Origin of the sequence: Negadavirga shengliensis (assembly GCF_042652345.1) — a bacterium.
GTDB lineage: Bacteria > Bacteroidota > Bacteroidia > Cytophagales > Cyclobacteriaceae > Negadavirga > Negadavirga shengliensis.
Window position 1 is genome coordinate 366126 of record NZ_JBHSJJ010000004.1, and the last position, 22103, is coordinate 388228.

18 protein-coding genes and 1 riboswitch are annotated in these 22103 nt (G+C 45.5%); of the genes, 7 read left to right on the plus strand and 11 right to left on the minus strand.

The window, feature by feature from the left end; translation table 11 throughout:
• Window positions 1-49: 49 nt before the first annotated feature.
• Window positions 50-727, minus strand: a complete 678-nt coding sequence (locus ACFPFU_RS09225) for a DUF2490 domain-containing protein (protein ID WP_377063742.1) — start codon at window positions 725-727, stop codon at window positions 50-52.
• Window positions 728-925: 198 nt separating this feature from the next.
• Here ACFPFU_RS09225 and ACFPFU_RS09230 point away from each other — a divergent pair, with 198 nt between their 5' ends.
• Complete coding sequence (locus ACFPFU_RS09230) at window positions 926-1486, plus strand: DUF4136 domain-containing protein (RefSeq protein WP_377063744.1); 561 nt, start codon at window positions 926-928, stop codon at window positions 1484-1486.
• Between the two features lie 43 nt (window positions 1487-1529).
• Here the strand turns inward: ACFPFU_RS09230 and ACFPFU_RS09235 are convergent, their stop codons facing one another.
• Window positions 1530-1892, minus strand: a complete 363-nt coding sequence (locus ACFPFU_RS09235; protein ID WP_377063746.1) for a hypothetical protein — start codon at window positions 1890-1892, stop codon at window positions 1530-1532.
• Complete coding sequence (locus ACFPFU_RS09240) at window positions 1889-2476, minus strand: RNA polymerase sigma factor (protein ID WP_377063748.1); 588 nt, start codon at window positions 2474-2476, stop codon at window positions 1889-1891. Before ACFPFU_RS09240 ends, ACFPFU_RS09235 begins: the two co-directional genes overlap by 4 nt.
• 151 nt (window positions 2477-2627) lie before the next feature.
• Here ACFPFU_RS09240 and ACFPFU_RS09245 point away from each other — a divergent pair, with 151 nt between their 5' ends.
• Both ACFPFU_RS09245 and ACFPFU_RS09250 read left to right on the plus strand, forming a co-directional pair.
• Entirely contained in the window at window positions 2628-3038 is a 411-nt protein-coding gene (locus tag ACFPFU_RS09245; RefSeq protein ID WP_377063750.1) for a DUF6249 domain-containing protein, read from the plus strand.
• Between the two features lie 222 nt (window positions 3039-3260).
• Window positions 3261-4376 (plus strand): acyloxyacyl hydrolase, encoded by a 1116-nt coding sequence (locus ACFPFU_RS09250; protein ID WP_377063752.1) that lies wholly within the window; start codon window positions 3261-3263, stop codon window positions 4374-4376.
• Between the two features lie 5 nt (window positions 4377-4381).
• Here ACFPFU_RS09250 and ACFPFU_RS09255 read toward each other — a convergent pair whose 3' ends face one another.
• From ACFPFU_RS09255 to ACFPFU_RS09265, 3 genes are all read right to left on the minus strand, one after another.
• A complete protein-coding gene (locus ACFPFU_RS09255; protein ID WP_377064048.1) occupies window positions 4382-4771 on the minus strand; it encodes a VOC family protein in 390 nt (129 codons plus the stop codon).
• 319 nt (window positions 4772-5090) lie between these two features.
• Window positions 5091-6146: a homoserine O-acetyltransferase family protein gene (locus ACFPFU_RS09260; RefSeq protein WP_377063754.1), complete on the minus strand. Its 1056-nt coding sequence runs from the start codon at window positions 6144-6146 to the stop codon at window positions 5091-5093.
• Between the two features lie 5 nt (window positions 6147-6151).
• Window positions 6152-7459, minus strand: coding sequence for an O-acetylhomoserine aminocarboxypropyltransferase/cysteine synthase family protein (locus ACFPFU_RS09265; protein WP_377063756.1), 1308 nt, complete (start codon window positions 7457-7459; stop codon window positions 6152-6154).
• 216 nt (window positions 7460-7675) lie between these two features.
• Window positions 7676-7785: riboswitch (SAM riboswitch) on the minus strand.
• A gap of 121 nt (window positions 7786-7906) precedes the next feature.
• Here ACFPFU_RS09265 and ACFPFU_RS09270 point away from each other — a divergent pair.
• The 3 genes from ACFPFU_RS09270 to ACFPFU_RS09280 all read left to right on the plus strand — a co-directional run bounded on the left by ACFPFU_RS09270 (window position 7907) and on the right by ACFPFU_RS09280 (window position 12613).
• On the plus strand, window positions 7907-8968 hold the full coding sequence (locus ACFPFU_RS09270) for an acyloxyacyl hydrolase (RefSeq protein WP_377063758.1): 1062 nt from the start codon (window positions 7907-7909) through the stop codon (window positions 8966-8968).
• A 175-nt stretch (window positions 8969-9143) separates the two neighbouring features.
• Window positions 9144-9596, plus strand: coding sequence for a DUF305 domain-containing protein (locus ACFPFU_RS09275; protein WP_377063760.1), 453 nt, complete (start codon window positions 9144-9146; stop codon window positions 9594-9596).
• Between the two features lie 224 nt (window positions 9597-9820).
• On the plus strand, window positions 9821-12613 hold the full coding sequence (locus tag ACFPFU_RS09280; protein ID WP_377063762.1) for a 3-keto-alpha-glucoside-1,2-lyase-like domain-containing protein: 2793 nt from the start codon (window positions 9821-9823) through the stop codon (window positions 12611-12613).
• A gap of 14 nt (window positions 12614-12627) precedes the next feature.
• Here the strand turns inward: ACFPFU_RS09280 and ACFPFU_RS09285 are convergent, their stop codons facing one another.
• On the minus strand, window positions 12628-12960 hold the full coding sequence (locus ACFPFU_RS09285; RefSeq protein ID WP_377063764.1) for a tRNA-binding protein: 333 nt from the start codon (window positions 12958-12960) through the stop codon (window positions 12628-12630).
• Between the two features lie 145 nt (window positions 12961-13105).
• Entirely contained in the window at window positions 13106-16393 is a 3288-nt protein-coding gene (locus ACFPFU_RS09290; RefSeq protein WP_377063766.1) for an amidohydrolase family protein, read from the minus strand.
• 352 nt (window positions 16394-16745) lie between these two features.
• Between ACFPFU_RS09290 and ACFPFU_RS09295 the strand changes: the two genes are divergently transcribed.
• Window positions 16746-17144: a GNAT family N-acetyltransferase gene (locus tag ACFPFU_RS09295; RefSeq protein ID WP_377063767.1), complete on the plus strand. Its 399-nt coding sequence runs from the start codon at window positions 16746-16748 to the stop codon at window positions 17142-17144.
• A 5-nt stretch (window positions 17145-17149) separates the two neighbouring features.
• Here ACFPFU_RS09295 and ACFPFU_RS09300 read toward each other — a convergent pair whose 3' ends face one another.
• From ACFPFU_RS09300 to ggt, 3 genes are all read right to left on the minus strand, one after another.
• A complete protein-coding gene (locus tag ACFPFU_RS09300; protein WP_377063769.1) occupies window positions 17150-18118 on the minus strand; it encodes a GlxA family transcriptional regulator in 969 nt (322 codons plus the stop codon).
• 172 nt (window positions 18119-18290) lie between these two features.
• Complete coding sequence (locus ACFPFU_RS09305; protein ID WP_377063771.1) at window positions 18291-20039, minus strand: ABC transporter ATP-binding protein; 1749 nt, start codon at window positions 20037-20039, stop codon at window positions 18291-18293.
• A 274-nt stretch (window positions 20040-20313) separates the two neighbouring features.
• Window positions 20314-22014, minus strand: a complete 1701-nt coding sequence (gene ggt, locus ACFPFU_RS09310) for a gamma-glutamyltransferase (RefSeq protein ID WP_377063773.1) — start codon at window positions 22012-22014, stop codon at window positions 20314-20316.
• Window positions 22015-22103: the final 89 nt, after the last annotated feature.

Below are 22103 nucleotides of genomic sequence, written 5' to 3' on the forward strand. Positions count from 1 at the left end.
CCCCCACAATTGCTTGAATTTAATACAAGCCAGCCTCAATACAAAATTGTCAGGATCCGTCGAGGAAAAGATTGGCAAACAGTGCCAGTTGTAAATAACCTTTGGTTTTTCCGTTGAAATCCTGTGCCAACCACCCTGTTTGAAGATTTACAGCTTTGTTGAATTGATATCCTACGGCTGTATAAAACCGGTTTCTGTCATAGGGATTTTTTTCAAGATGATAGAATATTTCATTATAAGTGCTGATGAACACCGTATTGGCCTGCATGGAGCTTTTATTGAGAGGTATGTTGATCATAAGCCGATACCTTACCCTATCCCTGTAATTATCGCCGACAAACCTTTGTTCGAGTCTTCCCCTATGCTCAATAAACAACCGGCCCAAATTATGATAGTACAGGCCTTGTTGCCAGACCCTGTGTTCCGAAACAGTAGGGAGCTGATCGCCCGCCAGCGAATAACTTTCAATGTATCCATAACCACCGGTCAGCCAAAGATTTTTTTTAAGATGATAATTCATTCCGGCCCTGATAAGAAGTTGTTCATTCTTGTGGCTAAGATCATAGGCCCTGTCCTGTATTTCGCTGTGGATGCTCCATTTTTCTGTCAACTGCGTCCGGTTAAAAAACATTAACCACATACCCTGTCCTTCTCTAAAAGCCGACTGGGAATAACAAGGTTCTGCTGATATCAGCAAAAACAGCATCAGTATTTTTTTGTTGATCACTATAAAATATTCAGAGGTTGTTAAATCAATAGCTAGATAATAGAAATATTCTTGATATCATCCATTTTATTTATTGAGTAACTTTTTGGCTGTTTAAAAGGTTTTTTTAGCTGTATCTGGTTAGCAGGGAATTAATTTTGGCTGCAGGGATATAACTTATTTTTCGATTTATTCGTTTTTTAGATAAAAAAGTTAAATATGAAAAGCACCTTATTATATTTCATGATGGTCACGGTTGTTGCGACTGCGGTGTCGTGCAGTCCGGTAAAGGTGTATATGGAAAAAAATGAAGTCGCCAGTACCCAGGAATACCATACTTTTTATGTGATCAATGAGTTCTATGACAAAAATGCTTTTGATTCTCCCGTATTGGAGGAAAACCTGCAGCACAGCCTGACCGAAGGATTAAAGCGGATAGGTTTTGAGCCGGATGACAAACATCCGGATCTTATAGTAAGGTATAACACCGTCTTGACCGATAAAAAAAAGGAAATCAACACGATGCCTATGAGTCCATGGGGATGGGGGATGTACAATCCCTGGATGTGGGGAGGCCCTTGGGGTGGTAGAGGCGGTTACCGGGTGGAAAAATATGATCTAGGTGAACTGGTGGTGGATTTTATAGATACCAGACAGGACAAGGTAGTCATGCGGATAAGCGCCGTGGGCGAGATCAACAAGCCTGATCATAAAAGCAGAAATCTTAAAGCCTCCGTCAATAAAATCCTCTCGGAGTTTTCAAAAAAAGTATCGACCTAATTTCAAAAAAGAGGGACTGTATTGAAAATGCAGTCCCTTCCCGTTAATTACCCATTAGTTTTTTTTCCAGCAGGATGACCAGCCAGACAGCACTCACGATGGCCATGGAGGAAATCACCAGTATCGGATTGATGATTAAAGGATCCGGCAGGGGTAACTTGGGCCACTTTATTTCCTCTAAATAAGTGAAATAAACATTGTCAAGATGGTACAATGCATAAGAAAGTGTGGACAACAACAGGATAACAATCCCCCACAATATGGACGCGGGCATCTTGGCAGGCTCTATGATAGCCGACCGCTTCACAATGTTTTTCATGATGAGAGGAACCAAGTCTTTTTCCAACTGGTTGGTTTCCGAAAAAAACCGTTTTAGTTCCCGGTCATTTATTTTGTTGGTTTTCATAAATCATTCACTTCTTCTTTCAATATAACGGCCAGTTCCTTCTCCAGCTTTTTTCTGGCCCTGTGAAGTTTCACTTTTGAGGTATTGGCAGGTATTCCGGTGATTTCGGCTATTTCCTGCAGGCTCTGTTCGTGCATATAATATAAGGTAATAATCAGCCTCTCCTCCGCCAACAACCTTTCCAAAGCATACGATATGAATTTTTTACGGTCTTCCCATACCATTTGTTCCCAGGATGCCTTCCCTGAACCCGGAATTTCCATATGGGTCTGGGTCCATTCCAGAATCTTGACCGGGTTTCTGGCCAACTTGGATAATCTGTTCAGTGACATGTTATGCGTTATCCTGTATAACCAGGTCGAGAACCGGCTCTCCCCATTAAAAGAACCCAGTACATGATAGACTTTGACAAATACGTCCTGGGTTACTTCCTCCGCCTCTTCCCTGGATTTAAGGATTCCCAAAGCAATATGGAAAACATAACGCTGATAATGAGTAACCAAGGGTGCAAACGCAACGCTGGTCCCATTCCTGATTGCCTGTTGAATACTTTTTATTTTATCCTTGTCAAAGTCTGTTGTCATTGACCATTTAGACCAACCCTTTCTATAGACGGTTACACAAAGTAGAAAAAAAGTGTGATTGAACAAAAAAAAAGCTTACCGTGTAACCATACCTGTCCCAGCCTTGTCAAATACATGTAACAAAACTATTCATTCATTAAGAAATACCGATATGGCAGTAGCAATTGTATTCATTTCCTTTTTCGCGACAGCGTTTGGAATATGGTTTTATTCTCTGAAAACAAGAAACAGCGAGCGGCTGGCGCTGATTCAATCAGGTGCAGATGCCTCTTTGTTTTACAGTAAAAAGAAAGCTCGCAATTACAACGCCTGGTTCATTGTTTTGATTCTGGGTATGGTCTTTCTGGCAGTAGGTCTGGGGATCATTACCGGACATTTTATGGAATCGCTGATGATTGAAAATGAAAGATCGGTGTATCCGGATCACTTCAGAAGGCATTTTCCACAGGCTTACTTCACGTCAATATTTGTGTTTACCGGGTTATCATTGATCAGCGCTTACTTTTTGATCAGAAAGCTGAATAAGCAAGATGAAGCAGGACAACCCATGCTGGAAAAATAGGACTGAAATGCCTGAAGAACAAGTAGATAGACTCTTTTGAAGTTTCAAAAAAGGGGATTCGGATTTTGAAGCCCCTTTTTTATCATACCCAAGTATTTTTTTATTAGTTCACGTGACAACCATTCCCTGATAAATGTCGTAAAAGTCAAAAAAGCGGATCATTTTGAAATGTCTGCGAATTCAATCTTCTAACTGCATTTTTTGCTATCGGTGTTTTTGTTTATGAAAAAAAGTTTATTGAAATGTCGGTTCATTTCAGCAATCAGTTTTGGATGGGTTATTCTTTTGAATTGGGCATTTCAACCTGCTTACAGTCAAAGCTACTTCAGTTTCCAAACCGCCAAAGGGTACATGTTGGCGCATTCCTCTGACCTAAGGGACATCCATGGCTGGCCCAATATATTTAAATTGGATTATGCTATCAGGTTGAATTCAAAGGAATACCATCATTGCCTCAATACGCCTTTGTCGGGGGTAAGTCTTACTTACATGGATCATGATCACCCTGCCACGGGTAAGTCGGTTTCGTTGAGTACTTTTCTTCAGCCAACCATAAGAAAATGGGGGCGGCATGAGGTTTCGGGAAGAATGTCCTTGGGCTTGAGTCATGTCCAGAATCCTTTTGATCCGGTGAAAAATCCTCTTCAGCAAGCCATAGGGTCCAACATGAACTTTTTTGTTGAAGGTCAGCTATTGTATGCTTACAATCTGGCGTCCAACTTGGACATAGGAGTTAATTCGGGCCTCATACACATTAGCAACGGGGCCAGAAAACTTCCCAATTCAGGGTTGAATATTTTGGCTGTGGGGATAGGTGCCAATTACAGAATTACGGGAGAAAACCACATACCGTTCAAAAATGTGAACCACCCGGAATTGCCTTATGAAATTGATGATATCACCCACTATGTGAATTTCAGAGGAGGCCTGAAGAGCATCCGTATTTTAGATTATGATGTTTTCCCCGCTTTTGGACTCAATTATACCATGGCTTACAGGTATCATCCCATCGGCTCTTATACGATCGGATTCGATGCGGACTACAACGAGGGATACATTAAGGAAATGCATGCGGTAAATAGGGCAGGGGATGATTATACTCCATTTAGCCACTGGCGCTGGGCTTTGGCCGCGGGACACGAACTGCATATGAACAGGCTCAGTCTTATTACCCAATTTGCTTATTATGTTGTGTTGCCACACTCCCTGCACAAAAGAACCTATCAAAGATACGGCCTTAAATATGAATTAAGCCGGAGAACAGTAATTGCCGCAACCTTACGGGCTCATGCCGCACGGGCAGATTATATGGAATGGACGGTGGGGAGGAAGTTTTGACCCCTTTATTCCCAAATCCCTTTGGGCACAATTTCAAGAACATGCCCAAAGGGATCTTCAAAATAAAAACTTTCAAGGCCTTGTTTCCAAGACTGGTTATGGGTGATGGTGATTCCTTTTTTTATTAGATTTTCTTTTACTTTTTCGTACCTGTTTTTTTCCACTTCGAAAGCAATGTGCTGCTTCCCATGGGCGTAATGGGGCGGCAATATTTTTTCCTTTTGGGTGGCTTCCGGTATGAAACACAGCAAAACAGACGTACCACATCTGAAAAATATATGGCGGTCTTTGGCTTTTGATATGATCGGCATTTCAAGTTTGCCATGATAAAAATCTGCAGCCAGGTCCAGGTCATGGATATATAAACAGGTTTCTTTGATTTGGGTATAAGGAATCATCTTCGGCTTTTTGGGGTATTCAAATCATGGGCGGTAGATTATTGCCACTTTGTCAAGTCAAACATGATATTTCTGCTATTTGTTTCGTGAAACTGCCAGTGTCCGGGAACGCCTGGGTTATCCACAAATTAATTGACACGAATTTCATGAAATGATTCAGATCGTAGAATCGTTTTCCCAACTAATAATTTCAATTGAAGTATCCTCTTTCTTCGTGTCAATCAGAGTAATTCCCCGAATCCCTTTGATGGGTCCGGGGCAGGCTGTGGACAATAGATCCGCTGGTTAACCCCAAAAGTTGCCCCTTGATTTAACACTATCCATTGCCTTCCAAATAAAAGGATTTCAGAATATAATTCATCTGCTCATACTCTATTAGGAAAGCATCATGTCCGTAAATGGACCTGATTTCCTTGTAGGTACCCTTTGGCACCTGATGACTGATAAAACGGGACTCTTCGCTGGTAAAAAGTACGTCGGTATCCACTCCGATAGCCAATACCCTGGCCTTGATTTGGAAAAGGGCGTTTTCAGCGCCTCCGCGTCCTCTACCTATATCATGGCTATCCATGGCCTTGGACAAGACCCAGTAAGAAAGGGCATTGAAACGATTGGCCAATTTAAGACCCTGATACCGCAGATAACTGCTGATTTTGTAATTGTCCAGTTTTTCCTCTGTTTCACATTGGTTTTGCAGGAAAGTTTGCGGGTGTCTGTAGCTGAGCATACCTATAGCCCGGGCAGTTTCAAGGCCCTTTTTCCCCGCATCGGGATGGCGGACTCCCCAGGTTTGATCGGTTTCAATGGCCATCCTCTGTGTTTCATTGAAACCGATAATCCAGGGAGAGGCCTTGGCATTGGAGGCCACAATGATGGCGTTTTTCAATCTTTCACCCAAAGTGTAAGCCCATTCCAATGCTACCTGCCCTCCCAGTGAACCTCCAATCACCGTGTCTATTTGCTCGATTCCCAAATGTTTCCGTAACCTGTCCAGACTGGCAGCGATGTCCCTTGTGGTAAGATTGGGGAAATCGTAATAATAGGGCTTGCCGGTTTTAGGATTTTCGCTGAGAGGTTGTGTGGATCCATAGCAGGAACCCAGAAAGTTGGCACAAACAATGAAGTGTTTGGAGGGGTCAAAAAACTTGTCTTCTCCCACAAGGCCTGACCACCATTGCTGTGCATTGGCATCTCCGGTAAGGGCATGCAATACCCATATTACATTGTCTTTTTTTGGTGTCAGGTGTCCTTGTGTGGTATAACTGATCTGAAATCCGGGGAGAGTACCACCGGATTCCAGTACCAGGTCTTCATTGCAAGTGAAAATCTCTTGGGTCATTTCAGCGATCAGATACGGAGATTGAAGGTTCATATTTATTATTTGATTTTGTCAAAAGCAGCACTGAGGTCCGCTTTTATATCTTCTATATGCTCTATTCCCGAGGAAATCCGCAACTGCGTTGGCGTAACCCCCGCAGCCAACTGTTCTTCATCAGATAATTGCTGGTGGGTGGTGGCTGATGGCTGGATGATCAGTGTTTTGGCATCGCCCACATTGGCCAGGTGTGAAATCAGCTGCAGATTGTTGATGAATGCAGAAGCGGTCTCCTTTTCTCCCTCCAGTTCAAAGCTCAACACACCTCCGTAGCCATTTGGAAGGTATTTTTTTGCGGTTTGATGATATGGGCTTGAAGGCAGTCCCGGATAGCTTACTTTTCTGACTTGAGGGTGGTTCTCCAACCATTTTGCCAGTTCCAGGGCATTGTCTGCCGTTCGCTGAACTCTTAAAGAAAGTGTTTCCAATCCTTGCAACAACAGAAATGCATTAAAAGGACTCATGGCGGGTCCGAAATCCCGGAGTCCTTCTACTCTGGTCCGGATGGCAAATGCAATGTTGGGCAGGCCCAGCGGGTTGTTGTCTCCAAATGTTTCCCAAAAATTAAGACCATGGTAACCTTCAGAAGGCTCAGAAAATTGAGGAAACTTCCCATTGCCCCAGTTATAGTTGCCACCGTCTACAATGATACCACCAATGGAATTGCCATGTCCCCCGATCCATTTTGTAGCCGAAGAAACCACAATGTTGGCGCCGTGTTTGATGGGTTGGCATAAAAAGCCACCGGCGCCAAATGTGTTGTCAACCACCAACGGTATATCATATTTTTTTGCCAGATTGGCTACCTCTGCAAAATCAGGCACGTTGAATTCAGGGTTACCGATGGTTTCTACATAGATAGCCTTGGTTTTATCGTTGATTTCCGCCTCAAGATCCGCTGCTTTATCCGTTTTCGCAAACCTCGCCTCGATACCGATACGTTTGAAAGATACTTTGAACTGATTGTAAGTGCCTCCATATAAAAACGGGGAGGTAACGAAGTTGTCTCCCACAGTCAGAAAATTGTTAAGGGCCAAAAACTGTGCGGATTGGCCGGAAGCAGTGGCCACCGCCGCTACACCACCTTCCAATGCCGCCATCCTTTTTTCAAAAACATCTGTCGTAGGATTCATGATCCTGGTGTAGATGTTGCCGAATTCTTTCAAAGCGAAAAGATTTGCGCCATGTTCCGCTGAATTAAAAACATAGGAAGTGGTCTGGTAGATTGGAACCGCCCTGGCGTTGGTAGCTGAGTCTGCTTCCTGACCCGCATGGATCTGTAAAGTTTCGAAACGATAATTTTGAGACATGTTGTGTTTTGTTTTGAGGTTTATTAATTAGAACAGTTGTTTTCCATTGAAAAATATTTCCGCAGCAACCGACGGCCATATGTTTTTTGCAGTGTTTCAAAAACACATACAGCCATCAAAATGACAGATTCTAGGAATGAGGCAGGAAATATTCCTGTAACAGGAAGGTACGTTTTGTAGGGAAATTTGCTTGTGATATGAAACCATGCTCTTCAGAATTTATATATCCAAATGGCCTTAATGCCCCTTGGCAGGAATTGGCACCTTGGATTTTCCAGGTTGCCAGAGGATCACTGAGCCTGTCTCTAACCTCTTCTTTATAAATCCAAATACTTTAAAAAGTAAAAGGATGCTGCAAAATAAGCGCTCTTTCGCCTTATTTGCAATAATTTGCCACCAAAATTTTTAATTTTGAAACAAATATCCACGATTTCAGTGTGATAGGGTATGTATGAATTGAAAATCTCTTTTTTCTCATTGCTCCTGATTTTATATTTGGGAACACATGCTACTGCCCAGAAGGTCTCCAGGTGGACAGGGGAACTGCAAAAAGGCATTATCGTTGCCCATGCCACAGATCTGATTCCAGTGGCCGATTCCCAGCCCTTTGGCTTTCGTGCGGGCTTTGATGTATTGCAGAAAAGCAGGGATGCATGGCATGCATGTCATTGCCATCATTTTCTCGGAATAGATTTTTCATACCATAATTTCAATAACCGCGAAATCCTGGGAAGCGCTTTGTCCTTGTCGGGGGCATTCGAACCCGTTATATGGCATAATAAGAACTGGCTGCTGTCTGTAAGGTCCGGTATGGGTATCAGCTATATTACCAGAGTTTACGATGAAGAATTTAACCCGGATAATAATTTTTTCAGCAGCCCCATAAGTTTTCTGTTGTTTATTTCTCCGAAAATCAGTTACAAATTATCAGAACGCTGGATGAGTAGCCTTACGCTTCATTACAACCATATTTCCAATGGCGGTCAGAGGCAACCCAACAGAGGCATGAATTTTCCCACCTTAGGCATAGGGATATCCTATTTGGTACGGGATCTGGACTTGCCGGACCATGAGGCCGAAAAAGCAAGTAAAAAAGTAGCTTGGCATGCGGATTTTTTTGGTACGATGAGAGATGATCCCGTCAATCCGGGAAGGAAGCCTTCTTTTGGTGTATCTGCAGGAAGCATTTACCGGATAGGCAGGGTGAATGGATTAGGGGCGGGAGCGGAAATCAATTGGGACCTCGCAGCCAATGAAATCTCAGGAAGCGGCAACGCGGCTATCCTGGGTACCTATTTTTCCCACCATTTTCTCTTCGGCAGGTTTGATTTCAGTCAACGCATGACATGGTATATCCAAAAACCGGTTGGTTATCAGCCTGATAGGACTTTCTTTCAAAGGTATATTTTAAGTTATGAAATTTTTAAAGGGGTGCGTGTAGGAGTGGGTTTGAAAACACATGGCCACGTAGCGGAGAATATCGATTTCCGTATAGGATGGCGGAAATAGGGAGTGGTTTGTTCCGGGTTTCCCCGTTGCTATTATTTCAGTAAAACGCTGATTGAAAAGCTTGCTCTGGCGTGGAAGAGGCATACTTTTTGCGTCTTAAACCTGCATGAATAAAACCCATATTTCCTTACCTCAAATAGATATTTGGATTTCGATAAAACTAAAGCCATAGCAAATGAAAAACACCAACTATCAGAAGTTTTTAATCATGCTTACGGCATCTTTTATGATAATGTATGCTGTGATGTATTTGAATGTTGACACAGTTGATCATGTATATCTGAGCACGACGAGGTTATACATGACTTCCCTGATGGTGGCCCCCATGTCCTTAATCATGTTGACGGTAATGAAAGGGATGTATCAGAATAGAAAGCTTAACTTGCTTATTGTCGGGGCAAGTATTACCGTATTTGTTATGGCCTTCATTTTATTGCGGACCCAGACTCCCATCGGTGATAAGCAGTACATGAAGGCAATGATACCGCATCATTCCTCGGCCATTTTGACCAGCGAGGAGGCTGATATCAGAGATCCTGAAGTAAAAAAGCTGGCTGAAGAAATCATCAAAACGCAAAAGGAAGAAATAGCACAAATGAAAAAGATTTTGGACCGGATGGAGGAATAATACATCATTTCTATCTAAAATAAGACCTCGCCGGGGCTATTCAACAACCATCCCCGGCTATCTCACCTTTAGGCCATTGGCCCGATAACCATTTTATTTTTATGCAAAAATAAATACATTGACAGGTCAATATGGAGGTTATACGGAATCAGGTCATGATTTTGCAGCCGATTGTTCCGAAAACCATCATTTATTAGGTTAATGTTTCCAAAATCAGCTTAAACATGCTAAAAATTTATCTTTTTAATATATTTGCGCTTGTTTCTTTGTTTTCCTGTCAATCCGGTCAGCAGGATGCTGCCCCCTTAAGTACCGGCGGTGGGGACCGCTTCGATAATTATACGGATTGGGCCATCTATCGGGGTGATAAAAAAGCCAATCAGTTTTCAGAAATGGCCCAGATTCACGCGGCCAACGTGCACAAACTGGAAAAAGCCTGGGAATACCACACGGGTGATCCCAACGGGCCGTCCATGTATTCCAACCCGATTATTATTGAAGGCCTGATGTATTTTACCACGCCAAAATTGGATGCCGTGGCCATCGATGCCAAAACCGGTGAAGAAGTTTGGGTTTTTGATGCTACCCGGTACAATGAGGGCCAGAAAATTTTCAGAGGTAGAAACCGGGGGGTAACTTATTGGGAAGGTGAAGAAGGACAGCGCATCTTCCACTTTGTCAACAACAGGGTATATGCCCTGGATGCCAAAACAGGAGCGTTGATCACTTCTTTTGGAAAAGACGGGTTTATAGATTTGAGGGAACACCTGCCGGTTGAATCTGCCACTGCCTCCATAGAGGTGACCACTCCGGGAATTGTTTATAAAAACTTCCTGATCGTCACTTCGAGGGTACCTGAGGAATACAATTCCACGCCAGGTGATGTAAGGGCGTTTGACGCGGTGACGGGTGAATTCAAATGGATATTCCACACGGTGCCCCAGGAAGGTGAGTTTGGCCATGACACCTGGGAGTGGGTAGAAGGCGAAAAGTATGGTGGAAACAATCCCTGGGGAGGCTTTACCGTGGATGAAGAGCGCGGATGGGTGTTTTTTGCCACCGGTTCGCCTGCCAATGATTATTATGGGGGCTTCCGCAAAGGAATGAACCTGTTTGGTAATTGTGTGGTGGCCTTGGATGCAACTACAGGCGAAAGAAAATGGCACTATCAGACCGTTCACCACGATATTTGGGATTTTGACAATCCGCCTGCCCCGATATTGGTGACCCTTACCGACGGCAAAGAAAAGCGGGATGCGGTAGTCCAGTTGACCAAAATGGGCTTTACCTTTGTCCTGGACAGGGACACCGGGAAGCCTGTCTTCCCAGTGGTGGAAATGCCGGTGCCACCTTCCACCGTACCCGGTGAAGAAGCCTGGCCTACCCAGCCATTTCCTGTAAAACCACCCCCGCTGGTGAGAATATCCCTGCATGAGGCTGACTTGACCAGGGTTACACCTGAATCTTATGAATCCGCCCTGGAGCAGTTCAAAAAACACGGGACCGGATTCATTTATACCCCGCCATCCCTTCAGGGGACCATCACCACTCCCAGTCACCAAGGAGGAGTGGAATGGGGTGGCGCTGCCTTCAATCCCTACCTCAATGTCCTTTATGTGAATGCCAATGAGGCGCCTTCCATCAATACCCTGCATCACTTCTATGATACAGACCCCAATGCTGAGGCGTCGCCGGTACAAAAAGGACTTTTGGTGTATCAAAAGAACTGTACCACCTGTCACGGTGCCGAGCGTGAAGGAACATCTCCTGCTTTTCCCGCCTTGACCCATCTTAATATGGAGGAAAAGGAGATCAGGGAACTGCTTCGCAATGGGAGAGGCATTATGCCCGCGTTTGGTCAGTTGACTTACCAGGAGGTCAACCATCTGGTTGCCTATCTCAAGGCCGACCCAAAAGATATCGAAAAAGTTACCAATACAGGTACTGTTGAACGCTACTCGATCTCTAATCCGTTTTTTACGGATCAATATGGTGCACCCGCCATTTCCCCTCCTTGGGGTACTTTGAATGCAGTAGACTTGATAGGGGGGGATATCTTGTGGAAAGTCCCTCTGGGAGAATATCCTGAATTGGCGGCAATGGGGATCAAGGATACCGGGGCGAAGAACTTTGGCGGCCCTGTCACCACTCCAGGGGGCCTGGTGTTCATCGCCGGTACCCCGGATGAAAAGATCCGGGCATTCAGCAGTCATACGGGAGAGGTGCTTTGGGAGTACAAACTTCCCGCCGGCGGATATGCTACGCCAAGTATTTATATGATCGATGGGAAACAGTATGTGGTCATCGCTGCCGGTGGGGGAGGCAAAAATGCCACGCCTTATGGGGATTCCATCATCGCTTTTGCATTACCCGATGATGAAGAAGATGGGCTCTCTCAAAAGAAAGGGGAGTGGATGGAACTGTTTGACGGAGAAACACTGGATGGATGGGTACACCTGAACGGTTCCCATCGGTATACAGTAGAAAAGGGAGCCATCGTGGCCCGCACCGTAAAAGGAAGTGAGAATTCTTTTCTTTGTACCAAAGAGGAATTTGGCGATTTTGAGATGGAACTGGAAGTGATGATTGACAGCGTGACCAACTCAGGGATACAGATCCGGTCGCAGGTGAAGCCTTTGACACATGGTGAAGGGCACCATAACCGGGCCGGCAGGGTGTACGGCCCACAGGTAGAGATGCAGCGCAACCACCGTCCGGGCACCCCCACCACGGGTTTGATATATGGAGAAGCTTTAGGAACCGGATGGCTGTCTTCAGAAGAGAAAATACAAAACGGTCATCATTTCCTTCACAACGATGGCTGGAACCACATGCGTATATTGGCCGAGGGCCCGCGCATTCAGACATGGGTAAACGGACATAAAGTAGAGGACCTGACCAATGAAGAAGTATACCGCACCCATCCAAAGGGTTTTATAGGTCTTCAGGCCCATGGCATGGAAGACGGAAGGGAATATATCATGCGGTACAGGAATATGCGGATCAAGCCGTTGTAATTGATGGGGTTCAATTAGCCGATCCTTAATCCATTTGCTGTTCTTCTTTCTGTAGTCAGGAGGGTAATCTCGTTTCCTACAGCTCCCAGGATCAGGCATTCGCTTCGCATATTGGCGATCTGCTTGGGAGGGAAGTTGATGACCGCCACCACTTGTTTACCAACCAAGTCCTCGGGACGGTACAGATCGGTGATCTGGGCAGAGGATTTTTTGATGCCCAGGTCACCAAAATCAACCCATAGTTTGTATGAAGGCATTTTGGCTTCCTGAAAAACTTCGGCCATGATAATGGTTCCGGTGCGTATGTCCACCTTCATAAAATCCTCCCAGCTTAGTGTGTTTTCCATATGAACGGTTGTTTTAAGGATCGTTATAATGTTGAATTCACGAATTTCGGATACAATAGTGTCACCCGCAGCGCCGGCTTTACTGCTGTTTGAAATCTTCAATGTTTGGAGTTTGGACGCAGGTTCCTAGGAAACAGTATCCATCTCAATTATGGCCCAAACCGCAGCCACAACCGCTGTGCATAAAACCTCTGATGTGTTCATGCCAGGGGAAGGCTTCCCGGAACAGCCTGTTTTCCCAGTAAAACTGTCCCCTTTCCTTCGGCTCCATACCTATTTCATTCATGGTTTCCGTGTCATACAACCTGCCATTCACCATGGTATATCGGATGGATTCGGAATTGCGGATGTCCTCTAAGGGGTTGGACTCCAGTATGATCAGGTCTGCCAGCTTTCCGGCTTTCAACGAGCCTATATCCTCATCCGCACCGATGTACTGAGCGGGGTTGATGGTGGCGGCCTTTAAGGCCTCGTGGTTGTCCATGCCCCCCTGCGCCAGGTTCCATAGTTCCCAATGGGCTCCCAAACCTTGCAGTTGGCCATGAGCCCCTAAATTTACCTTGATGCCTTTTTTTGCGAGTTCATGTACGGCTTTTGACGTAAGAATATGGCTGTTTTCATATTCTTCATCCGGGACCATCGTACGGTGTCTGGACCGGGCATCGATGGTGCCCCTGGGGGTAAATTGCAGGAGCTTTTCATTCTCCCATACATCGGTTTTCTGGTACCAATAGTACTCCGCATTCAGCCCGCCATAATTGACAATCAGGGTAGGGGTGTAGCCTACATCTGTCTGGCTCCAGAGCTCCAAGACATCCTTGTATACCGGAGCAATCGGAATGTTATGCTCGATTCCTGTATGCCCGTCCATTATCATGGTCATGTTATGGAAAAAGGTAGAGCCGCCCTCTGGCACGACATTTACGCCCTGTTCTCTTGCTGCCTGCAAAACCTGCTGACGCTGGTCTCTGCGGGGCTGATTATACGATTTTACGGATGTTGCCCCGAAGGCTTTGGTACGCCGCACAGATGCCCGGGCATCTTCCAGGTTATCAATGAGGGCTTTGAAATCCCCATCCGCGCCGTACAGGATAAACCCGGTGCTGAAAATCCTGGGACCTACCAACGCCCCGTTCTTTACCATTTCCGACAAGGTAAATACGGTTTCGGTATTGGCGGAAGGATCGTGGGCGGTGGTCACGCCAAAGGCGAGATTGGCATACAGTTGCCAGTTCTGTTGTACCCTGAGCCCATCGCGGAAAGCACCGATATGCGCGTGGGCGTCCACCATGCCAGGCATGATGGTTTTTCCTTGCATGTCATAGGAAAGGGCATCGGAAGGCACTTTAACCATGCTTGCAGGTCCCACTGCGATTATTTTGTTGTTTTCTATCAGAATGGTGCCGTTTTCGATGACTTCATCGCCTTCCATGGTGATGATCCTTGCGCCTTCAAGGGCTATCTTACCCTGGGGTTTGTCTATTGCAGCCTCCAGTCCAATGGCAATTCCAGGATCTTCATCCTTTCTTTCTTGTTTAGAAGAGGAAGCCTCCAAAAAATCGAATTTATCGGTCAGTTTATTGGAGTAATACCGGTCACCCATGGTCCAGTAGACGGTCTGACTGTCTTTGGACCAGTGCAGGTTGATCCCTGCATCCTTGGTGAGCTGGGAAACGGGAATGGATTTTGTTTTGTCATCCAAATCGACGGTTTGGCCATTGAGTACCAATGGGGCTACATAAGCCTTGTGCAAATGGATAAAAGCAACCCATTTGTTGTCCGGGCTGGGCACCAATCGGTTGGCGTATTTGGACTTGATATGGCTTCTTTCGTCTTGCCCATTCAGGTCCACGCTTTTGAGCTCTTTGGTGAGGTTACCGAAAAATTGTCCACCTGTTTGGTAAAAAATCCTCTTGCCTTCCTGGTTGAAAACGGGAAAATCCCCTTCTTCGGTCAGCAGTTTGGTAGTTTTATTGGTCAAATCCATGGTATAAAGACCGGGATTTTTCGTGAAAGCCCTTCCCTGATCCAGATTTCCTGCTTCCTTCTGAAACAAGAGGGTCTTACCGTCGGGAGAATAGGAGGGATTCCTGTATGTTCCTTTTTCTAAGGTGAGTTTGGCAATAATACCGCTTTTGAGGTCTTTTTCATAAATAGCCCCTTTCTCAAGGTCATTCCACGTGACGAACACGATTTTATTGCCATCGGGAGAGAAGGAAGGCTCTGCTTCGAAATCTTTTCCATTGGTTAGTCTTTTGGGTTGACCATTTGGAAGTGTTTTGGTCCATATATACCCCAAGGCCGTAAAGGCCAGTGTTTTGCCGTCGGGGGAGGTGATGGCATTGCGGATCATTTTGGCAGTAAAAGCTTCTGTTTCGATGACATTCCTGAAATGAACACGCTCGGCAACCGGTATTTCCGCTTCCACTTCGAAGGGTATATTATCCACTTCAAGTGTTTGGGTGTGGATTTTCTGGATTTTACCTCCGGCCCAGATCACGATGTGTTGGTTGTCAGGCATCCAGTTGAAACCCGGATACACACCAAAAATGGCCCAGGCTGTTTGCTGGTCCTTGTTAAGTCGGTCGTAGACCGGCCATTCCTCACCCGTTTCCAGATCGTGGAGATAAAGCACAGTTTTGGTTCTCACCCTTTTGATAAAGGCCAGTGTTTTGCCATCCGGAGACACTTGCGGGCGCACGGCCCCCCCGGGCCCTCCGGTAATGACTTTCGTTTCCCCTTTTTCAAGGTCATATCTTTTGATGACATAGATTTGGTTGTTGGGATCCCGGTTGTATTCAAATACGTCTCCCGGCGACATGTCTTCGCTGAAATAAAGATACCGGCCGTCAGGAGCCACCGAGGGCTCGTTCACATCCATCTGGTCATTTCTGCGTTTGGTGAGTTGGAGACCTTCCCCGCCGCTGATGTGATACTGCCACATTTCCCCGGCACCAAGGGAGCGTCGGGAAGTAAAATGCTTGCGGGCGATTAAAAAGTTGCCATCAGGCATCCAGGTGGCATTGTTAAGGAGGCGGAAACTTTCCTTGGTGACCTGTCTGGCCTCGCTGCCGTCAGGTTTCATGACCCAAATGTTGTCGCCACCTCCTGCATCGGAAGTAAAAGAAATCCACTTTCCATCCGGGCTAAAGCGCGGCTGTATTTCGAACGGCAATCCTGCCCTTAGGGGCTTGGCTTTCCCCCCTGTAATAGGCAGACTATAGATGTCACCCAGTAGGTCAAAGACAATGGTTTGGCCATCAGGACTCACATCCAGATTCATCCAGGTACCTTCATCCGTGGTAAAGCGTACGGTTTTGAAATTCCAGTTGCCTTTGGGATTGGCAACATCCCATTTTTCTTCTTCCTGGGCATGCAGGCTTAAAATTAAGATCAATGATAAAAGGCCTGTGCTTAAAAAGGGTCTCAACATACAATAGGCGGTTAGCTTAATAAATTACTTTTCGGATAAAGATAGGGAGGTTTTTGTAAATGAAAACCGGGAGGATTATATGGAGGGGTATTCGATAATACTGAATTGGAAAGCCATTCCATAAGGAGAATATCCTAAAAGATAAATTAGAAGAATGGAATTTCGTTTATCTTTAAAAAAATAATGTTATGGCTGAATTTTAATTGGCGTCCATTTTTAGGAATTTTGCTTACAGGATGGTGTCTTGGCGGGGGGGATAATATTTGATCCACTAAGGGAAGTACCAACCGGACTCCATAAATATTCGGCGTGTCCCACACTAAAAAGATTCTAAAACTTGAAACCTTGATATATGACCATTGAAACCAACCAAAAACCTGCTTTAGATGAGTTGATGGTGTTATTCTCCCAAGTTTCCTGGGCTAAAAGCAGAAGCCGGGAAAGGGTGCAGCAGATGTTGGAAAACGACCCAATCTCGGTATGTATCCGTCTGGAGGGCAAGCTGGTTGCCTATGGGAGAATTCTCACGGATGGATGTTTTCGTGGTTTGCTGGATGACATTATTGTTGATGAGCCAGTCCGGGGAAAAGGGTACGGTGCCATATTGGTCAGAGAACTCCTCAAACTCGCCGATGACGTTGACGTACTTTTTCTGAACGCAGATCCCGATATGGAAGACTTTTATTTACGATTTGGCTTTAAGAAGTTTGGGCTGTTGACCATGATCCGGCCAAAGGAAGTCCCCGGATAATAATATCAAACCATTTGGAACCTCCCCCGGTAATCCACCGGCGTCATGCCACTCACCTTTTTGAAAACATCCCTGAATGCCTTGGGGTCGTTGTAACCTACATCGTACATTACTTCATTGACGGTTTTCTGTCCCGCTTCCAAGCTTTTTTTGGCAGCTTCTATCCGTATCCTTTGTATATATTCAATCACCGTATTAGCAGTGGCTTTCTTAAACCGGCGTTCGAAAGTCCTCCTTCCCACACCAAACCGATCGCATAATTCATTCACGGTGATTCTTTCGGGATAGTTTTCTTCTATATAGGCCTGGGCTTTTTTTACCTCTTCATCCTCATGGCATTTCTGCCCCTTAAAAATGATGAAAGGCGATTGGGATTGCCTGCCCACATCTACCTGGAATATTTTGGAACAATATATGGCTGTCTCCCTGCCGGCCATTTTTTCGATCAGATAGATGATCAAATTCACAGAAGAAAAAGCACCCCCACCGGTATATAAGTTGTCCTCATCGGTCAACAGTTTATCGGAAAGAAGTTTGACGTTTGGGAAAAGCATCCTGAAAGCCTCTCCGGCCCTCCAATGGGTCACACAGTTTCTGCCGTCCAGTAAGCCCGTACTGGCCAGAATAAATGCTCCCATACAAAGACTGACGACTTGTGCCCCGTTTTGATAATGGTTGCAGATCCAGGGCAAAAAATCCCTGTTTTTCTTAATGGCCTCAGCCAAATTCTCTTGTACAGGAGGGATGATGATGATGTCCGTCTTTTCCACCTGGTCGATCAATTTGTCTGGTTTAGCTGCATAAAAACCGTTTTCGATGACAATCAACGGCTCTAACCCGATGGTCTCAACGTGGAATATCTCCGGATTTCCCATTAATGTTTGATGGCGGTTGGCCTCCATAAGCCCCTGACGGACATTGTCAAAACCGGCCAGATTGGCCTGATGCAATAGGAGAATAGATACATGTTTCATAAAATTTATTTTTGGCTGAAGCTGAATACCCCATTCACCACCAATCCCTGAAAAATACTATGGGAAAACACTACATATTCAAATTCAACAGTTTACATGACTAATTGAGGATGAAATATAAATATAGGATTTGTCGTAATCAACCCTATACATATGTTTTTTTTCATAAATATTAAATTCTTGCCTGGTAAGTGTACAAGTCATAGTACCTACCCTGACTGGAAATGAGTTCTTCGTGTTTACCCCTTTCCACAATCTGCCCTTTTTCAATCACAAGAATTTGATCCGCCTGCCGGATGGTACTCAGCCTGTGCGCGATCACAAAAGTGGTTCTTCCATGCATCAGCCTTTTTAAACTTGCCTGAATGAAGTGTTCGCTTTCAGCGTCCAGGTTGCTGGTGGCTTCGTCCAGAATAAGGGTTCGTGGATCTGCCAAAATCGCCCTTGCAATAGCCAACCTTTGTCTTTGACCTCCTGAAAGTTTAATCCCTCTTTCGCCGATGACGGTTTCCAGCCCCATTTCGAACTGGTCGGTAAATTGGTTTACATAGGCTGCTTTGACGGCTTCTTGCAAGGCTTCTTCACTGGCATCCGGCCGGGGGAACATGATGTTTTCCCGAATAGTCCCTTCAAACAAAAAATCATCCTGTAAAACCACGCCAAGTTGCCCCCTGTAGGATGAAAGACTTATTTGGGAGAGGTCATGCCCATCAATGGTGATCTGCCCCTTGGTGGGATTGAGAAAAGAAGCGACAAGGCCCGAAATGGTGGTTTTCCCAGACCCCGAACTCCCCACCAGAGCGGTCACGGTCCCCGCCCGGGCTTTGAAACTTATGTTCTTCACCACATCATGTCCCTCCTCATAGGCAAAATCAACTTGGGTAAATTCCACATCGCCCCTGATTTCAGGAATCGTGATATTTCTTTTACCGGGATCTTCTTCCAAGGGGAGGTTCATCAGTTCCTCGGTCCGGTCCAGTCCGGCAAAGGCCTCGGTCAACTGACTGCCTATGTTGCTCATTTGGAGAATAGGAGCAATCATGAAACCCAACAAAAGGGTGAATGCCAGAAAGTCCCCAAAACTCAACTGCTCGTCCATAATCATATAGCCACCGATACCCATGATGCCGGCAGAAGCTAGACCCAGGAGGAAAGTGGCAGCGCTGGTGACAAAACTGGTCGCCGTCAGGCTGCTTTTGACATTTAGAAACAACCTGTTTACACCCTCTTCAAATGTTTTCGTCTCCTGGTCTTCCGCATTGAATCCTTTGATTACCCGGATACCACCCAAAGTCTCCGTAAGCCTTCCGGTCACTTCTGCATTCAATTTCCCCCTCTCTCTGAATATGGGTCTTATTTTTCCAAAAGCCTTCAGGGAAATCAGGCCAAAAATGCTTACGGGGAGCAATACATACAGTGTCATCAGCGGGCTGATATATACCAATAACACCAGACAGATCAAGGAGGTCAGCACACCGCCGACCATTTGGGCCAATCCGGTTCCGACCAGGTTGCGGACCCCTTCCACATCGGTCATTACCCTGGAAACCAATTCCCCGGTCTTGGCATTGTCGAAAAACCGTATGGGCAGCCGGATAATATGGGCCTGCACCTGAGCCCTCAATTTTGATATCAGGTTCTGTGCTTCTACACTTAGGATCTGTGTGAGGGCAAATGACGTGACGGCCTGAATTGTCACGGCTACAGACACAGCAATGATCAACCATTTGAGCAGGTCAAAATTGTTGGATGGAATCACATCGTCAACCAGGTATTTACTGGCCCAAGGTAAGACTAAACCCGATAAGCGGCTGATAACGATAAGGGCCAAACCTATAAAAACATGTTTTCTCCTTGGCCAGATTATGGTTTTGAATACCTTCGCCAGGCTGACTTTTCCCGGGATTTTTGTTTTTGTCATGTGGATGAAATTTGATAAAGTACGAATTCCTACATGGATATCTAAAAGCAGGTTTCCTAATAATTTAAAAATTCATTGGAAAGTTCCGTGGATCATATTATCGGCTTCCGGGTTTTTCTGACTTGCTATGTCTTTGGGTGACGTGAAGTGTGCCGTTACACTATCTTATCTTGCGGGATACAAAAATCACAGGCAATCTTTACCTTTGAGTGTCTATTGAAGACACGATGACGGGCATACAGTTTAACCGGAGCTAGAAAATATACTGGTCAACTCAGAAACCCACAGCCGTATCCATGCCTCTGGTATCAGCCCCTCCTTCCATACTTCCATCGTCCCTCATCAGGATGCCATCAACCCTGCCTATGGCACTTCTTTCATTAAGCACATGCCCTCTTTTTTTGAGGTCATCAAGGATTTTAAGCTCAGAAAATTCCTTTTCATAAGAAATCACGTCTGGTTTCCACTGACTGTGAAACCTTTCTTCATTGACCGCTTCCTGCATGCCCATATCAAATTCAATCACGTTGACTACCGTTTGAAATACCGATGTGGGGATGGTGGATCCGCCTGGGGTTCCCACAACCATAAATAATTTTCCGTCTTTTTCAATTATGGTGGGGGTCATTGAACTCAGCATGCGTTTCCCGGGCTCAATTTTATTGGCCTCTCCTCCCAGCACACCGAACATGTTGGGAAATCCTGGTTTGATGGAAAAATCATCCATTTCGTTGTTTAATATAAACCCTGCACCGTCTACGACGACTTTGGAGCCCATCCCGCCATTGAGGGTAGTGGTGCATGCCACAGCATTTCCCAATGGGTCGACGATGGAAAAATGGGTTGTCTCTTCACTTAACGCCAGTACGCTTCCTGCGTTGATCCCGTCAGAGGGTGTGGCTCTTTTTGGGTCAAAATCGGCAAAACGTTCAGCAAGGTAGTCCTTGTCCAATAATTGTTCCACTGGAACAGGATAATAATCCGCGTCTGCCATGTATTCTGCCCGGTCCGCATATATCCTTCTTTCCATTTCTGTTTTTAGGTGCAGGTAGTCTGCATATTTTTTGCCACGATTGGAGACTTTATAGTTTTCAAGTATGCCCAGCATTTGCAAAAGAATGATGCCTCCACTGCTGGGTGGGCCCATGGTAATGATGTCATATTGTTTATATGAACCCAGGAGCGGTTGTCTCCACGAGCTTTCGTAAGTATCCAGGTCTTCCTGTGTGATGATACCGTTGCCTCTCTCCATTTCTGCCAAGATAAATTCAGCCACTGGGCCCTTATAAAAGCCATCTCTTCCAAAATCCCTGATGCGCTTTAAGGTAGATGCCAGCTGATTCTGAATTAAAGTATCGCCTTGATGCCAGGATTTTCCGGAAAACTGTACCGGATCAACAGTGGAATATTTTTTCAGATTCTGGGATACACGGGTAAAATAGTCGGCCTCTTCCGATGTCAGGACAAAACCGTTTTCCGCCAGTTCAATTGCCGGCTGTATCAGTTCTTCCCAGGGCAGGCTGCCAAACTTTTCGTATGCCTTTACCATTCCGTCCACCGCTCCGGGAACGCCGGCTGCCAGGTGCCCGTTTTGGCTTTTTTCGGGCAGTGGCTTGCCTTCCTCATCCAAAAACATATCCCGGTCGGAAAGAAGGGGAGATTTTTCCCTGAAATCCAGGGAGTGGTATATTCCGTCTTTTTCCCGGATCACGAAGAAGCCGCCGCCTCCTATGTTTCCGGCCTGCGGATAGACCACCGCCAGGGCCATATGAACAGCGATGGCTGCATCGACTGCATTGCCTCCTCTTTGCATAATGGCTGTGCCTACCTCTGAAGCCAATGGGTGCGCGGAAACAGTCATGGCTTTCTGGGTGACCAGACCGGTTTCTGTGATTCTTTTTTCGGTGTGACAGGAAAAGACAAGCAACAAAACAGTTGCTAGGCTAAGTACTGGTATGAAAACTTTGTTTTTCATTTTTTAGACAACTCTTATAAGATCTCACATTAAATGGACATGGAAAATTTCCGGTTATTCAGGGGCATCAAAAAAGAATCATAATGTAT

Bases quoted from the DNA above. Each gene is read 5' to 3' on its own strand.
- ACFPFU_RS09230 (WP_377063744.1), top strand. From the start codon at position 926: ATGAAAAGCACCTTATTATATTTCATGATGGTCACGGTTGTTGCGACT.
- ACFPFU_RS09235 (WP_377063746.1), bottom strand. From the start codon at position 1,892: ATGAAAACCAACAAAATAAATGACCGGGAACTAAAACGGTTTTTTTCG.
- ACFPFU_RS09240 (WP_377063748.1), bottom strand. From the start codon at position 2,476: ATGACAACAGACTTTGACAAGGATAAAATAAAAAGTATTCAACAGGCA.
- ACFPFU_RS09245 (WP_377063750.1), top strand. From the start codon at position 2,628: ATGGCAGTAGCAATTGTATTCATTTCCTTTTTCGCGACAGCGTTTGGA.
- ACFPFU_RS09250 (WP_377063752.1), top strand. From the start codon at position 3,261: ATGAAAAAAAGTTTATTGAAATGTCGGTTCATTTCAGCAATCAGTTTT.
- ACFPFU_RS09260 (WP_377063754.1), bottom strand. From the start codon at position 6,146: ATGAACCTTCAATCTCCGTATCTGATCGCTGAAATGACCCAAGAGATT.
- ACFPFU_RS09265 (WP_377063756.1), bottom strand. From the start codon at position 7,459: ATGTCTCAAAATTATCGTTTCGAAACTTTACAGATCCATGCGGGTCAG.
- ACFPFU_RS09270 (WP_377063758.1), top strand. From the start codon at position 7,907: ATGTATGAATTGAAAATCTCTTTTTTCTCATTGCTCCTGATTTTATAT.
- ACFPFU_RS09275 (WP_377063760.1), top strand. From the start codon at position 9,144: ATGAAAAACACCAACTATCAGAAGTTTTTAATCATGCTTACGGCATCT.
- ACFPFU_RS09280 (WP_377063762.1), top strand. From the start codon at position 9,821: ATGCTAAAAATTTATCTTTTTAATATATTTGCGCTTGTTTCTTTGTTT.
- ACFPFU_RS09285 (WP_377063764.1), bottom strand. From the start codon at position 12,960: ATGGAAAACACACTAAGCTGGGAGGATTTTATGAAGGTGGACATACGC.
- ACFPFU_RS09290 (WP_377063766.1), bottom strand. From the start codon at position 16,393: ATGTTGAGACCCTTTTTAAGCACAGGCCTTTTATCATTGATCTTAATT.
- ACFPFU_RS09295 (WP_377063767.1), top strand. From the start codon at position 16,746: ATGACCATTGAAACCAACCAAAAACCTGCTTTAGATGAGTTGATGGTG.
- ACFPFU_RS09300 (WP_377063769.1), bottom strand. From the start codon at position 18,118: ATGAAACATGTATCTATTCTCCTATTGCATCAGGCCAATCTGGCCGGT.
- ACFPFU_RS09305 (WP_377063771.1), bottom strand. From the start codon at position 20,039: ATGACAAAAACAAAAATCCCGGGAAAAGTCAGCCTGGCGAAGGTATTC.
- ggt (WP_377063773.1), bottom strand. From the start codon at position 22,014: ATGAAAAACAAAGTTTTCATACCAGTACTTAGCCTAGCAACTGTTTTG.